Origin of the sequence: Bradyrhizobium sp. dw_411 (genome assembly GCF_018449695.1) — a bacterium.
Classification (GTDB): Bacteria; Pseudomonadota; Alphaproteobacteria; order Rhizobiales; family Xanthobacteraceae; genus Bradyrhizobium.
The window spans coordinates 285,140-299,552 of the sequence record NZ_JAAVUY010000003.1; the positions used below are offsets into that span (position 1 = coordinate 285,140).

The window sequence follows — 14,413 nt, forward strand, 5'->3', positions numbered from 1 at the left end:
GAGAACGCCGTAGGACCGCAAAAAGTTCTAGATTGTCCGCAAGAATGCTGCAATCGCAGCAACCACTGGGATTAGTTATCCCCGGAATGGGTGTATCGATGCGAGGGATGATGAAAATCGCACATTCGATGGTTTTCGTTGCGGCCCTGACCTGCCTGTCCGATGCCGTGGCGGCGCAGCCAGCACCGGATGTCGCCGTTACCGACACCGAAATTCGCATCGGCAACGTGATGCCCTATACGGGTCCGCTGGCCACCTTTGGCGCCATAGGCAAGACCGAGGCAGCTTATTTCGATATGATCAACGAGCACGGCGGGATCAACGGCCGCAAGGTGAGGTTCATCTCCAACGATGACAATTCCGATCCCGAACAGGCGTCCCAGCAGACCCGAACATTGGTCGAGAAGGACAAGGCCCTGCTGATCTTCGGATCGTTCGGGACGCCGGACAATCTCGCCATTCGTCCGTATCTGAACCAGAATAAGATTCCGCAATTGTTCGTGGCATCCGGCGACGAAGAGTGGGGCAATCCCAAGGCCTTTCCATGGACGATGGGTTGGCAGCCGCCGTTCCGTGCCGAGGGACGGATCTATGCCAATTATATCCAGGCGTTTTATCCGGAGCGGAAGATCGCCGTGCTTTGGCAGAACGATCAGTTCGGACGCGATTTGTTCAAGGGCCTGCAAGAAGGCCTCGGCGACTGGACGCGGATGATCGTCTCGGACACCACATTCGAGATGTCGGACACATCGATCGACACCCAGATCCAGTTGCTGCAGAGCTCGGGCGCGGAAATCCTCGTTTTTGACGGGTCCCCCGCCATTGCCGCGCTTGCGATCCGCAGGATGGCGGATTTCAGCTGGCATCCGGTTTTTATGCTCGACAACGCGTCCGCCTCCATCGCCAACGCGTTGAAGCCTGCCGGCCTTGAGAATTCGATCGGGGTGATCTCGACGTCTTTCCTGAAGGACGCCAGCGACCCGGCCTGGAAGGACGATCCCGCCATGAAGGACTGGTCGTCGTTCATGGACAAATACTATCCTGATGGCGACAAGGACGACAGCAACACCGTCTTTGGCTATGCCGCTGCTGAGACATTGACTCAGATGCTGAAGCAGTGCGGCAATGATCTGTCGCGCGAAAACATCATGCGGCAGGCGGCTTCGCTGAAGAATTACCAGAACTCGGTCACGCTTCCCGGCATCGCGATCAATACAGGCCCGGCGGATTTTCGTCCCATTGAACAGATGCGGCTGGTGCAATTCGACGGCACCACCTGGCAGCCGATCGGTGAAGTGATTGAAAGTGCTTTTCTGAGTGCGCCAAAAAATTGAGATCGCGCCTCGGTGCGTTGATTACGCGAGGGATGCAAGCGCATCATGGGCGCATGACACCTCTGCAAGCCGGCCGGATAGCTATCGCAGATAAAGAAACACACATTGTGCGCACCGCAGGGCGCTGACATGAAGACGGCCGATGAGATTGCGCGGGGCAGGGAATCGGTCGGCATCGGACAAGGTCCAAGCCGTGCCCTGTCGTTGGGCACGACGGTCCTCGTTCTCGGCATTGTCGCCTGTCTCCATCTGGCATTATGGGCGCTGAGGAATCCGACCACAACGGCAGCATCAGTGGAGGACCGGCTCGCGAGCGTTTCGTACAACCGGTTCGTTGGTAACCCTTCCGCCGGACGCAGCGTGCCCGAAGCGCGGATCCGCGCCGATCTCACCGCCATCGCCGGACAGGCCAGGGCGGTGCGCACCTATGCTTCAACCCAAGGCCTGGAGCGCGTTCCGGAGATTGCAGCGGAGCTCGGGCTCACGGTCACGCAAGGCATCTGGATCGGCCCGGACAAAGCCCGGAACGAGCGCGAGATCGTCTCGGCCCTTGATCTGGCGAGGCACCATCCCAACGTCACGCGCATTGTCGTGGGCAATGAAACGGTGTTCCGGCACGAACACAGCGTAGCCGAACTCATCCAGATCATTCAGCGCGTGAAACGAGAAAGCCCGGTGCCGGTGGCGACCGCGGAAAACTGGCAAATCTTCGTCCAGCATCCCGAGCTCGGCGATGCCGTCGATCAGATCTTCGCTCACATCATTCCCTATTGGGAAGGCGGCCCCAAGGAAGCCGCGGTGGAGCGGTCGTTGGAAATTTACGGGAAGCTGCAGGCCACATTCCCGCACAAGACCATCGTCGTCGGCGAATTGGGCTGGCCGAGCGCGGGCCGCAACTATGAGCAGTCCATACCCGGCGCGATCACCCAGGCTGTGATCTTGCGGGATTTCGTGGCGCGCGCGACCGCGCTCGGTATCGACTACAACATTGTCGAAGCGATCGATCAGCCGGAGAAGTTGTTCGAGGGGAATGTCGGTCCCTATTGGGGCATTCTCGATGCGTCGCTGCGGCCCAAATTCGCCTGGACGGGGTTGCTGGTCGACCCTGAATACTGGAAGGCGGCCGCGTGCGCCGTTCTTGTCGGACTGTTATTGTCGCTTTCGGTGTTGTTGCTGCCCGGAGCTACCATCGGACAGGTAACGCTGCTGGCTGGCGCGGACCATGTGATCGGCGATTGGTGCGCCAGCGTGCTCGGCTACTGGCACGCCCATTATTTCCTGCATGGGGAGTTGATCGCGTTCGGCATTGCGTTGCCGTTGCTTGCGCTGCTCGCGCCGATCCTGTTGTCGCGCGTGGGGGAATTGGCGGCGGTGACCTTCGGCCGCAAGCCCGAACGGCTGCTGGCGATATCGCCGCCGCGAACGGATGTCCTCACGCCAAAGGTCTCGATCCATATTCCTGCGTATCGCGAGCCGCCGGAGATGCTGCTGCGTACCATCGAATCCGTGGCCCGGCTCGAATATCCGAATTTTGAATGCGTCGTCGTGATCAACAACACGCCGGATCCGGCGTTCTGGCAGCCGATCGAGGCGCGCTGCCGCGAACTCGGTCCGCGCTGCAAGTTTTTGCGCGTCGAAAACCTCGAAGGTTTCAAGGCCGCGGCCCTTCGGCTTGCGTTGGCGCAGACCGCTGCCGATGCCGAGATCATCGGCGTCATCGATGCGGATTATGTGGTCGATCCCCGATGGCTCAGCGATCTCGTCCCGGCCTTTGCCGATCCCGAGGTTGGTCTGATTCAGGCGCCGCAGGATCATCGCGACAGCGATCGCAGTTTGATCCATGCTGCCATGAATGCTGAATATGCCGGATTTTTCGATATCGGCATGGTCGAGCGCAACGAGTTCAACGCCATCATCGTTCACGGCACGATGTGCCTGATCCGCCGCACCGCGATGGGGGCTGCCGGCGGCTGGTCGAGCGACACGATTTGCGAGGACAGCGACCTTGGCCTGTCGATCATGGAACTCGGCTGGCGCGTCCACTACACCAACCGGCGTTATGGCTGGGGATTGCTGCCGCAGGATTATCAAGCTTTCAGGGTTCAACGCGCGCGCTGGGCAACAGGCGCGGTGCAGATCGTCAGGAAGCATTGGCGCAAGTTCCTGCCGGGGATCAGCCGGCTCGACCATCACCAGAAGCGCGAATTCCTGTTGGGCTGGCTCAACTGGTTCGGCGCCGAAACCGTCGCGGTCGGGGCGGCGCTGCTCAATTTGATCTGGGTGCCATTCATTGCGCTGGATATCGTCGCTATACCCGACGTCCTGCTGACATTTCCGATCATCGCGGCGTTTCTGGTCACACTGGTGCACTTTGCCTGTGCCTACCGGATGCGCGTCGCGGTTTCATACTGGCAGATGCTGGGCGCGATGATCGTCTTCATGTCGGTGCAATGGACGGTCGCGAGTGCGGCCTTCAAAGCCATGCTTCCCGCAAGCCACAGCTACTTCCATCGCACCCGGAAGGGCGGCGGCGCGGGGGTGAGCACGCGCATTCTGGCGATGCCGGAAATGTGGCTCGGCGTGCTGCTGGTCGCCGGCGCCGCGGCGGTCTATGCGGCCAACATCTACCGTCATATCGAGGCGGATCTATTTGCAACGATTCTGCTGCTTCAGAGTCTGCCGTTCCTGTCGGCCGTGGCGTTGGTCTGGCTGGAACGCTTCGGCGAGAACAAGTTGAAAGTCGCAGCCACGCGCGCGGCGACTTAAGGCAAGAAGCTCAGGGCGAGAAACGTCTACGAAGCAGCCGTCTTCGCCTTGCTGAAGGCAACCCCCTTGGCTTCGGTACCGACGGCTGTCAGTCCCGCGATAATGATCGCCACGGTGCCAGCCACGAGCGCGAGTGCGAGACCGTAATTGCCGCCGAAATGCGTGGCAATGCCGGCCTGCAGCGTCGCGTTCACGGATGCCAGGAGGTTGCCGAGTTGATACACGAAACCGGGAAACGTCCCTCGCGCGGTGTCGGGTGACAATTCGTTCAGATGCACGGGCACCACGCCCCATGCGCCCTGTACGGTAAATTGCATCAGGAACGCGCCGATCGCGAGCAGTACCGGGCTATCCGAGAAGGCCCAGAGCGGGATCACCGGTAAGGACAGCAGCGCCGCGATGATGATGCATCGACGCCTGCCGAAACGCTCCGACAGCGTGCCGAACAGAATGCCGCCGCAGATCGCGCCGATATTATAGATCACCGCGATGATGCCGACCGCGTGCGGCGACAGCTTGTGTTCCACCTGCAGGAATGTCGGGTAGAGATCCTGCGTGCCATGGCTGAAGAAATTGAACGCGGTCATCAGGACGACCGCGTAGATGCCAAGGCGCCAGTGCGATTTCAAAACCTCCAGCGTACTGCCGCGCTCGACCGCCGCCTCTTTGCTCCAGCTCGGCGATTCCGGCACGTTGCGGCGAATGTACAGGACCAGCAGGGCAGGGATCACGCCGATCATGAACATGCCGCGCCAGCCGATATAGGGAAATAACGTGCCATAGACGATCGATGCCACGAAGTAGCCGGTCGGGTAGCCCGACTGCAGCAGGCCCGACACGAAACCGCGGGCGTGCGGCGGGATGGTTTCCATCGTGAGCGATGCCCCGACGCCCCATTCGCCGCCCATCGCGACGCCGTATAGTGCGCGCAAGATGATCAGCACCGTCAGGCTCGGTGCAAAGCCTGATGCGAATTCAAGGATCGAGTAGAGCAGGATATCGACCATCAGGGTCGGCCGGCGGCCCCAGCGATCGGCGGCGCGGCCGAAGATGAAAGCTCCGATCGGGCGCATCGCCAAAGTCAGGAGGATAGCCAGCGTCACGACTGAAATGTCGGTCTGGAATTCCGCAGCAATGTCCTTGAGCACGAACACCAGAAGAAAGAAATCAAAAGCGTCCAGCGACCATCCGAGAAAGCTGGCGGCGACAACGTGCTTCTGTTCGCTGGTCCAGCCGGACAATGCTGCAATTGCCATTCCATCCACCTTCAGGGTACGCGAGCCGATATGTGTATGCGTCGAGGATAATTGATTGATGCGGCGGCGATAGCAAGTGAATTGAAGGTAACTGGCGCACCGATTGAGTATACTAAGATATGCAATGGATCATCCCTGTTGGTGATCAGTGGTGCTGGTGTTTATCTGTGCGCTTGTCTTGAAACTGGTATTGTCGTTTAGTTTTGAAAGCTGCCGACAACCGGCCTGACATCGGCGCGGTTCACATTGGGAGTAACGCCATGACGACGCCCGGGATTGTTACGGATGATTACGTCGAGCACAAAAGCAGCGTGGGCTTTCAGCCCACGGTCGGTCGCCTGGTTGCCGCGATCGAAAAAGCCGGCATGAGCGTGTTTGCCACGATCGACCACGCCGGTGGCGCGAAAGCCGTTGATATGTCGATGCCGCCCACGATCGTACTGATCTATGGGCAGGCTCGCGGCGGTACACCCGTGATGCAGGCAAATCCAGCCGCGGCCCTGGACTTGCCGCTTCGCGTTTTGATCAGGGAAGATGCCAAGGGGGAGACGCTGATTGCTTTTCATCCAATTCAGCAGACCCTCGCGCCCTACAAGGTTCCAGCCGAGTTCGCTGAACGTCTAGCCAAAGCTCAGCAGCTTCTCGTCAACTCAATCTGACGCGCTTTGTCCAATGCCGTGCAGACGAATCCCGTCGCGCGCTTCGATCATTTACGCCTTCCCGGCAAAATACCGTGCCGCCGCCTCGACGCAGGTCTCGAACACGTCGAGCGCATCGAGGCCGCGCGCTTTGCCGTCGGTTGGAAGAAAGATCGGGTATCCGCCGCTGCGGACCGCGCCGACAATCATCAGATTGTCGGGTAGATGGAAGCCCTCGATGTCGAAATCCGTCTGCGTTGCGCCGAGCTGTCTGCGCATCCGGGATTCAAAATTTTCCGGCGTATTCGAATAGCCGAAGATCGGTTTGCCCTGGCCGAGAAACCAGCCGACCTCGATCAACGTCCCTGAGTCGGCGGAGGCGCCTCCGAACGGTGTAAGGTTGGCGATGATGAGGTCGCTTTTCTCCATCATGGCGATGTCTTTTTCATAAATTACTTGCCAGAATTCCGGTTGCGTCGTGGCCGCTGCGGCATCATCGTTGAGCGGCGGCAACCCGCGCAAACCGGCTCGCCGGCATATCTCCACTTTTGTCGCGGCGTGTGCGACCGCATTGGGAAGAAACACGTCAGGTCCCGCCAGATAGGCTGTTGCTGTCATAACCGGTCTCACCAAGTGGATTTTGAGCGGATGAACATAAGTGGAATCAGACGGTTCGGATAGCTGCTTCATGCTGACGCAGGCCGACAGACCCGCGTCGGCCTGGCGGAACCGTTCTGCACGGCAGGTCCCATTGTCCTCAATTAATCTTGAACTCGCTTCAAGGTGTGACCTAACTCATAAAGATTGGTGTCTACCCGGCGCACGCTCCCGATCTCTAAAAAGGAGGACGCCATGAAATTCATTTGGCAAAGGCAGAGGACACTCGCGATTGCGGCAATCACCATCGTTGCGGCCGGTGCCGCTGTAGCCGTCGGTCGTCCACAGGTGGTATCTGACCCGTTCCTCGGAGCGGAATGGCAATGCAGCCGGATGGCCTTCCTGGTTACAATCTGCTCGCAATCCAACGAGAAAATAAGCGAGACGGAATAGCTTCAGGGGCCTCGATTTAACGTCGTGCCGATGATGGACTGGGTAGAGAGTTATTTGAAATAAAATAGTTAGATAAGGGGGCGTGTGCAAATCCTGTGCACGAAGTTTCTACTATTCTTCTCCTTTCGTTCACACGCGTTGGCTTGCCACAGCTTGCTGCCGCATTCAAAAGCACGCTTCGGCTGGTGGTGTTGGTCCGGCGAACGCAATTGGCCTGGCGTTGTGGCTGTTCGTGCTATCGACGGGAAGCAGAACTCGACAAAGGCTTAGCTTCAGCCACTGAGACGGCGTTCGATAAGTCGCCGGGTGTATTTGTTGTAGGCCTCGCCAGACAATCGAGTGCCATCGAAAGTTACAAGCAGATTGCGCACCACTGAATTGAAAGTCCCAATCGAGTCGCTCCTTAAATACGCGGTACCGAAGACGATGCATTTCCGTATCGCGTCTATAAAATTACCGTAGTGGTCAGCTACGGACCCTTGGGTTGACGAAATTCACGCCACCGTCCCTCTTGCGTGGGGCCTCGCCAATCAGTCACCCTAACGAACATCGAGCACGAAATCAAAACGACCGGTGAGTGCAGCGTTATTGCTGGCTGTCCGCATCAAGAGCTCACTACGGAAAAAGCCGTCCGAGCCATTCTTCGGCTCGCCGGGGAAATATAGCTGCGTAGTGAGTAAACGCCCGCCTGGTGGCTGAACCTTTACATGAATGTGTCGTGTGCGTCGTTCATACGCTCCTGGAACAATGCTGCGCAATCGATAGCGACCGCCAGCGTCGGTGAATTGATGGCCGCGCAAGCGGAATCCCGAGCTATCATAATCACCTGTGTCATTCGCTTGCCAAAAATCAAGTAGCGCTCTTGAAACTGGTTTGCAGTCCCGGGAAAGTACGAAGCCAGAGAGCTCGAACAGGCGTCCGGCGATTCCGACTTCGTAGAGATCGGCATTCGCTGGTGACGATGGCTTGAAGAAGGGGCCTTCGGTCTCTCTTGGCGTAGCGGCCATATCGCTGTCGCGGCATTCCGGCGTGATGGACGGCTGGCTTTCTGCAAAGCTCCTGCTGGGCACCAGCAACGAACCGAGGCCAAACACCCCAGCCTCAAGTACACGCCGACGCGATTGATAATTAGTCACGGAAATCCCCTTTGTGAGGCAATCTTGGTTCACACGGCTCAAGCACGCATAGCCGCGCCGTTGATACATGCATTATTATAACAGGCCGAGATCCGATCGATTGCCGCAGATTAGGAAAGACTTATTTTACTGACGATACGAGATCGGCCACGCTCGAGCGGTACCGTTCGCTGAGGCCTGCTTCTCAATGAGATTACTGCATCCGGATATCGGCGGGGCTCGCACAGACCCGTACGACCCTCACTCTGATGAGTTTGCGCCAGTTCTGCCAAGCTATGCCCGGATATCAACCACGACTTTGCCGAAGTGCCGGCCCATCTCAAGATATTCGTAGGCGGATGGCGCCTCGTCGAAAGGAAAGACCTTGTCGATATTCGGAGTGATCTCATTCACGTCGACGAAACGGACAAGCTGCTCGAGCATAGAACGGCTGCCGGCCGTGATGCCGACCAGACGCTTTGCGCCGGCGATCAGCGCGCCCGGCTCGATCGAGACGCCGCCGCCGCCGCTGACCCGGCCGATAACGACGATCGTCCCGCCTGGACCTGTGGCCTTCAGTGATCGCGCCAAAGTACCCTCGCCACCGACTTCGACGACGAGATCGACCCCTTTGCCGCCCGTGAGTCGCAAGACCTCCTCCTGCCATTCCGGCGTCTTGCGATAGTTGACCGTTGCGCTGGCACCGAGCGAACGCGCGCGTTCGAGCTTTTCGTCCTGCGACGAGGTTATGATCGTGAAGAGACCGGCGGTTCGAGCAAGCTGCAGTGCCCAGAGCGACACGCCGCCCGTGCCCAACAGGAGAACACTCGCGCCTGGCTTGATCGCGCCAGCAACGAACAGCGCATTCCACGCCGTGACGCCGGCGCATGAAAGCGTTGCAGACGCGATCGCGTCGAGGGTGCGAGGTGCGTGGGCGAATGCTTCCTCGCTCGCTGTAAGTTCTTGCGCAAGCGTGCCGTCTGTCTGGGCACCGAAGGAAACAGCCGTCTTGCCAAACGACAACGGACCGTCGATCCATCGCGGATAATAGCTCGTGATGACGCGATCACCCAGCTTGAATCGGGTTACCGCCGTGCCCACGGCAACAACATCTCCACACCCGTCGACGAGCGGGATGAGCGGATAATCGGGAGGATTGAAAAATTGGCCCTTTGCGAAGCTGAGATCGCGATAATTCAACGCGGCGGCATCGATGCGCACGCGGATTTCGTTCGCATCGGGCTTGCGGCTGGCACGCTCGACGCGTTCAAGTCCGGCAAGACCGGCGCCGGCCTTGATTTGAAAAGCCTTCATCAATTTCTCCTGGAAGTTTGTCGACGGGCCGGTCCATACCAGCCCGCCATTTGAATTTTCCGGATCATTCTCGATTGCCGAATCCGGCGGCAGCCAGGTCTGCGAAACAGACGGATCACGCACCGTAGACTGCGCGGCGAAGGGACATTGGAAAATCGCCGGTCATTCCCGCGACTGCGGTGTTCGTCAGTACGATGACGGACAGCCCGGCGGCCGGGTCTACCCAAAAATTCGTGCCGTACACTCCTGCCCACATCCAGGCTCCGGCCATCATCGGGGACTTTGCCGCGACCGGGTCCTTGAGAACCGCCACGCCAAGCCCCCAACCGAAACCAGGTCCGGCTGCACCTACCGTCAGGTCGCCAACTGCATTGCTCGTCATCGCGGCGACGGTTTCCGGGCGGATGATCCCCGAACCTCCGGTGCGAATTGCTTCTGCGAAGCGCAGGTAGTCCATGGCTGTTCCGACCATACCGACACCACCCGAAGGAAATGCCTTTGGGTCGAAAGCGCGGGCGGGTGAATAGTCGATGGCGCTTTGACCGAACTTGAGTGAAAATGGCTCTGCCATACGTTCCGGGCGCGGGGAGGCATCGCCGTAAGGGGTGGCCAACCCGTTGCCCTCCGGCGAACTGACGAAGCTGACGCTGGTCATGTTCAGCGGTCGCGTGACGATGTTTCGGACGGCGTCAGGCAATTTCGAGTCCGTCGCACGCTCTATGACGGCTCCGAGTACATCGATCGCAACGGAATAACGCCAGCTGGTGCCCGGTTCAAAGAGCAAGGGCGCGGAGGCTATCCGGTGCAGATTCTCTTCGAGCGTCAGGCCGGAGGCGTCCAGGCCATCGGAAACACCCAAGCGATGGTACGGACCATCCCGGGGCTCAAGAAAGCCATAGGTCAGGCCTGCGGTATGGGTGAGAAGGTGGCGAACCGTTATGAGCGGCTCGCGACCGTCGATGAGCTTCGGCCGAAAGTCCGGAAGCCAGCGCGTTACCGGGTCTTCCAGGCGGAGTTGACCGCGATCAACGAGGGCCAGCGCCGTCACGCAAACGATCGGCTTTGTCATTGAAGCCAGTCTGTAGACTTCGCCCTCGTCGATCCGGCGTTGAGATTCCCTGTCGGCAAAACCAACGGCGCGCTGATAGGCGATCTCGCCATTTTTTGCAGCGATGACCGTTGCGCCGACGATATGATCGCCGCTCACCGCATCGTTGATGATGGCATCCAGCGCCTTTGTCCGGTCCCAAGGACGCGCGGCTGTTTGCAGTGTCGACCCGTCCCCAATGGCGGGGCTTGCAAATGCTGCCGTCAATCCTACGGCCGACGCTGCAGCCAGAAATTCGCGCCTCGATACTTCTATGGAGCCTGCTGCGGGCTTCCGGGGGACGGTGGCTTCATTTCCAGCTTCCGCAAACGATACAATCAAGAGATGGATAACTTACGGCTCTCCCTGAGAGGTGATAATATGTCAATTGGGCAATTCAGTTCTCATCCTGGGTAGGAAATTCTCATGCTCGATCGCATTACGGGAATGCAGGTGTTTTCGCGCGCCGCTCACACGGGAAGTCTCTCGGCCGCCGCCCGGCAACTTTCAATTTCTCCGGGGATGGCAACCAAGCACCTCGATGCTTTGGAAGGGCGGTTGGGGGTGCGCCTGTTTCACCGGAGCACGCGCAAGCTGAGCCTCACCGAACCCGGCCGGCAATATCTGGAGACATGTATCCGGCTGCTACCCGAATTGGAGGAAGTGGAGGCGATGATCGCGTCGCAGCGAGTGGACGCAACCGGTCTCCTTCGATTGAATACGCCCCTTTCATTCGGTGTACGTTATGTGGCGCCACTCATTTCGGCCTTTAGCGCACAACATCCGAAGGTCACGGTTGATCTCGGTTTGAACGATCGCATCGTGGATCTGGTGGATGAGGGGTGGGACTTGACGATCCGCGTCGGTCCCCTCAAGGACAGCCGCCTCGTGTCTCGAAGGCTGGCCGAAAGCGCCATGATCGTTTGTGCGGCTCCGGCCTATTGGGCGGCACGTGGCCGCCCGAAGCTGTGGGCAGACCTTAAGGACCATAATTGTTTAGGCTCCTCCATTTCCGCCGTATCGCAACCCGATGAATGGCTGTTCGGCGAGCATCGCGACAAGCGGGTTGCCGTGAAGGGGACGATGCGAACCAATAATGGCAACGCTCTTGTCAACGCCGCGATTGCGGGCCTCGGAGTTCTATATGAGCCGGAGTTTGTTGTTGCCGATGCGATCCGGTGGGGCGAACTTGAAAGTGTTACGCTGGAGGCTCCTGCGGCGAGCCTGGGAGGCATACATCTTATCTACCTGCCTGATCGGTCGCCCACGGCAAAGGTCAGGGTTATGATTGACTTCCTTGTCGCAGCTTTCAATCCGAATCCGCCATGGGCAATTCAATAAAGCTGAGCGGCTTCACGCAAACAAATAAATCTGGATAGCATCTCGCATGCTGCCCGATGAAAAGTGCAACGCCGCGTGGACTTCCTCCGCGCGGCGTTGCACAATCTATGTTTAGGCGATCACAACGGCGCTGAGCGGCCGACGTCCGCTCGCCGGTGCGGTCCCGCCGGCATACCCGGCCCGGAAGCCAAAAATCGGCTCCCATCCCGTCCAATTTGTACCGAGGTTCAAACGGGCAGCGACCGAAGATTTGCTTTCGGTCGACGTTTCATAGTCGATGACTTCGATGTGATGGTTCATCGGCTGCATGGCCAAACCGCGCAAGGTGGCCTCAAGGTGAGTCCGCTGCCACAACCGGCCGGCTTCCATGTGCAGGCGGTGATCGGTTCGCGGTCCACGGACCATAATCAACCCGAACGCCGCAGCCGTTCCGCAAGCCACTGTCCGCGTCATCTCAACCCACGCCGCATCAGCTTTTTCAAGTGCCTGATCATTCGTATCCGTGCCGCTTGGCGCGTTTATCGTAATGCCGATGTGACGACCGTCGCGCAGGCCTGGAACACTGAGAATGCGTTGCGACGACTCCATCACCAGTCCGCTGAAATTCTTTCCCTCGCTCCCGCGAGCATCGATCAGCAGAAGCTTGACGTCAGGGTTGGTCGCCTGGGCGGACAAGGCATCCACTACGTCGCTCTCGACCTGGCGGTCGAGCTGATAGGGCCCGCGATGGGTGTGGCGGAGCGAGATCGCGTTGTGATGCCGATGAGGTGCCGCAACCGTCGGTTCGAACTCCACAACTGCGGCGGTGTCGGCATCGGGACCATTGGGCAGGAGCGAAACCTTGGCTGCCAAACCCTGGGATGGCGCCGCGACGCAGGTGTTTTCGAGCGCGCAGCCGAGACCCATATAGAATTCGCGGCGATATGGATCGAGGTTGGCAAGATTTCTGGTTTTGTTGGCAATGATTTCGAGCCGGTTGGCGTTGAGCCGAAACAGCCAGGGCTGCGTGTTGTACGGATTCGCTGACAGGATAGCGGCGGAGGCGACCCGAAGCACGCCGCTGCCCTCGTTCGACTGCCAATAGTCCCAAGGCGCCGTACCACCTTTGTCAGGCAAAGCCGACACGGGCCCGCTCTCGGCCCGCGCCACATTTCCTACGCCTCGAAGTCCGGCCGCAGCGACGATCCCGCCAGCAACGAACGCACGCTTGGAAATCCAATGAGCAGTCATAAAAGGCTCCCGAAAATGAAGATAGTGAGCTGGTATAGTCCGACCGCAGCGACACGCGCCGCTATCCGGCTACCATATAGATGAGCATCGAAGAGCGGACAGGGTCTGTAATCGATCTCGCAGCGAATTCTGTATTTTCTGTCGGTGCGAACAGGGTGCCCATATTTTCATAGCTCGCCCGTGAAATGCCATCCGCGGCGCTCCGAACGTTCTTCTCTTCCGAAGTAAATAAAGAGCGCTAAAATTCCTCAAGCCGCCATCTCGGCTTGGCCGGTCACGCGCATGAAGCCTCGCGCGAGAGAGCTCCCTCTCACTCATCGCTCACTTCGTAGTTCCTGGCGAAATCGATGGGCGGGGTGGGCCCCCACACATAGAAGGCGTCTTCTGCCTTGTTGTCGTGCGCTTCCCAATCGTAATCGGCGGCCACAAAATCCATATCGCAGGAGTATTCGGCGTAACTTCCCCAGGGGTCGCGGACATAGTGGAAATAGTTGGAGCCAAGGACGTGCCGGCCCATGCCCCAGCCACGTTGGTGTCCTTTGTCGGCCATTGCTTTGGCCCCCAGCCCGACGGCTTCGAGGGAGGGGACGTCGAAACTGCAATGATGAAGCCCCGGTCCCTCCGATTTGACGAAGGCGATAAGGTGGTGATCGCTACCATGGACCCCGTGCATGAAGGCGATCTCGTCGCCGGCCCGGTCGGACAATCGAAGCCCGATAACCTGCGTGTAGAATTTCACGGCCCGGTCCAATTCCGGAGTGAAAAACAAGATATGCGACATCCTCGTCGGAGGGGGTTTGCTTGCTCCGGTCCTCGATGGCGCGCGCGCGGAGTTCGCGGTACTGGCGGGCCAAAGCGCGGGCGTCTTCCGATCAGGCGTAGTCTTGAGTGCGACACAGATCTCCACCAGCATTCCATCGGGGTCACGAAACCACAGACCGTTGGATTCGAAGCCCGGTGGCGGCGCCAATCGCTCGACTCCGCATTCCCTCAAATGCGAGGTGAATCGGGGAATGTCGTCTTCGAAGGCCGCCAAAGAGAGGTGATGGATCCGTTTCCGAGGTCCATCGGCTATTGTGATGCAGGGCGCGGCTTGCCCCTGGATGGAAACGTCGAGGTTAGCGCCTTGCGCGACCGTATCCAGGCCGAAATCCGAATAGAACCGGCGCGCTACTTCTACATCGGGAACGGTCATCGCTAATCGCCGTACCGAGTGAACTCCTAAAACACCGGGTCGTCGCGTCGCAGGAATAAAGCCGCCGGTTTGCGTCATGACTGTTCC

At 59.1% G+C, this 14,413-nt stretch carries 12 protein-coding genes; 5 read left to right on the top strand and 7 right to left on the bottom strand.

Translation table 11 applies throughout. The annotated features are described in order from the left end of the window. The first annotated feature begins 110 nt into the window (after positions 1 to 110). Positions 111 to 1,334, top strand: coding sequence for an ABC transporter substrate-binding protein (locus HB676_RS06325; protein ID WP_213736845.1), 1,224 nt, complete (start codon positions 111 to 113; stop codon positions 1,332 to 1,334). A 129-nt stretch (positions 1,335 to 1,463) separates the two neighbouring features. Beyond that, positions 1,464 to 4,100: a glycosyltransferase gene (locus tag HB676_RS06330; protein ID WP_213736846.1), complete on the top strand. Its 2,637-nt coding sequence runs from the start codon at positions 1,464 to 1,466 to the stop codon at positions 4,098 to 4,100. Between the two features lie 26 nt (positions 4,101 to 4,126). Here HB676_RS06330 and HB676_RS06335 read toward each other — a convergent pair whose 3' ends face one another. Continuing rightward, on the bottom strand, positions 4,127 to 5,356 hold the full coding sequence (locus tag HB676_RS06335; RefSeq protein ID WP_213736847.1) for an MFS transporter: 1,230 nt from the start codon (positions 5,354 to 5,356) through the stop codon (positions 4,127 to 4,129). Positions 5,357 to 5,616: 260 nt separating this feature from the next. On the opposite strand from HB676_RS06335, the gene HB676_RS06340 reads away from it, so the two are divergent. Further along, positions 5,617 to 6,015 (top strand): DUF302 domain-containing protein, encoded by a 399-nt coding sequence (locus tag HB676_RS06340; RefSeq protein WP_213736848.1) that lies wholly within the window; start codon positions 5,617 to 5,619, stop codon positions 6,013 to 6,015. Between the two features lie 51 nt (positions 6,016 to 6,066). Here HB676_RS06340 and HB676_RS06345 read toward each other — a convergent pair whose 3' ends face one another. After that, entirely contained in the window at positions 6,067 to 6,612 is a 546-nt protein-coding gene (locus HB676_RS06345; protein WP_213736849.1) for a nucleoside 2-deoxyribosyltransferase, read from the bottom strand. 234 nt (positions 6,613 to 6,846) lie between these two features. Between HB676_RS06345 and HB676_RS06350 the strand changes: the two genes are divergently transcribed. After that, positions 6,847 to 7,044 carry a hypothetical protein gene (locus HB676_RS06350; RefSeq protein ID WP_213736850.1) on the top strand — a complete coding sequence of 66 codons (198 nt, stop codon included), beginning with the start codon at positions 6,847 to 6,849 and terminating at the stop codon, positions 7,042 to 7,044. Positions 7,045 to 7,583: 539 nt separating this feature from the next. On the opposite strand, the gene HB676_RS06360 is transcribed toward HB676_RS06350, so the two are convergent. The 3 genes from HB676_RS06360 to HB676_RS06370 all read right to left on the bottom strand — a co-directional run bounded on the left by HB676_RS06360 (position 7,584) and on the right by HB676_RS06370 (position 10,788). Then, positions 7,584 to 8,180, bottom strand: a complete 597-nt coding sequence (locus tag HB676_RS06360) for an intradiol ring-cleavage dioxygenase (protein WP_213736852.1) — start codon at positions 8,178 to 8,180, stop codon at positions 7,584 to 7,586. A 273-nt stretch (positions 8,181 to 8,453) separates the two neighbouring features. Continuing rightward, positions 8,454 to 9,380, bottom strand: a complete 927-nt coding sequence (locus HB676_RS06365) for an NAD(P)-dependent alcohol dehydrogenase (protein WP_213736853.1) — start codon at positions 9,378 to 9,380, stop codon at positions 8,454 to 8,456. Between the two features lie 208 nt (positions 9,381 to 9,588). Beyond that, positions 9,589 to 10,788 carry a serine hydrolase domain-containing protein gene (locus tag HB676_RS06370; RefSeq protein WP_249780087.1) on the bottom strand — a complete coding sequence of 400 codons (1,200 nt, stop codon included), beginning with the start codon at positions 10,786 to 10,788 and terminating at the stop codon, positions 9,589 to 9,591. Positions 10,789 to 10,986: 198 nt separating this feature from the next. Between HB676_RS06370 and HB676_RS06375 the strand changes: the two genes are divergently transcribed. After that, complete coding sequence (locus HB676_RS06375) at positions 10,987 to 11,901, top strand: LysR family transcriptional regulator (RefSeq protein ID WP_213736854.1); 915 nt, start codon at positions 10,987 to 10,989, stop codon at positions 11,899 to 11,901. A gap of 111 nt (positions 11,902 to 12,012) precedes the next feature. Here HB676_RS06375 and HB676_RS06380 read toward each other — a convergent pair whose 3' ends face one another. Together HB676_RS06380 and HB676_RS06385 are read right to left on the bottom strand one after the other, a co-directional pair. Next, complete coding sequence (locus tag HB676_RS06380; protein WP_213736855.1) at positions 12,013 to 13,050, bottom strand: hypothetical protein; 1,038 nt, start codon at positions 13,048 to 13,050, stop codon at positions 12,013 to 12,015. 391 nt (positions 13,051 to 13,441) lie between these two features. Then, positions 13,442 to 14,404, bottom strand: a complete 963-nt coding sequence (locus HB676_RS06385) for a VOC family protein (protein WP_213736856.1) — start codon at positions 14,402 to 14,404, stop codon at positions 13,442 to 13,444. Positions 14,405 to 14,413 lie beyond the last annotated feature (9 nt).

Excerpts from the sequence above, each read along its gene's own strand:
- HB676_RS06350 (WP_213736850.1), top strand. The coding sequence starts at position 6,847 with ATGAAATTCATTTGGCAAAGGCAGAGGACACTCGCGATTGCGGCAATC.
- HB676_RS06375 (WP_213736854.1), top strand. The coding sequence starts at position 10,987 with ATGCTCGATCGCATTACGGGAATGCAGGTGTTTTCGCGCGCCGCTCAC.
- HB676_RS06345 (WP_213736849.1), bottom strand. The coding sequence starts at position 6,612 with ATGACAGCAACAGCCTATCTGGCGGGACCTGACGTGTTTCTTCCCAAT.
- HB676_RS06330 (WP_213736846.1), top strand. The coding sequence starts at position 1,464 with ATGAAGACGGCCGATGAGATTGCGCGGGGCAGGGAATCGGTCGGCATC.
- HB676_RS06325 (WP_213736845.1), top strand. The coding sequence starts at position 111 with ATGAAAATCGCACATTCGATGGTTTTCGTTGCGGCCCTGACCTGCCTG.
- HB676_RS06385 (WP_213736856.1), bottom strand. The coding sequence starts at position 14,404 with ATGACGCAAACCGGCGGCTTTATTCCTGCGACGCGACGACCCGGTGTT.
- HB676_RS06335 (WP_213736847.1), bottom strand. The coding sequence starts at position 5,356 with ATGGCAATTGCAGCATTGTCCGGCTGGACCAGCGAACAGAAGCACGTT.
- HB676_RS06340 (WP_213736848.1), top strand. The coding sequence starts at position 5,617 with ATGACGACGCCCGGGATTGTTACGGATGATTACGTCGAGCACAAAAGC.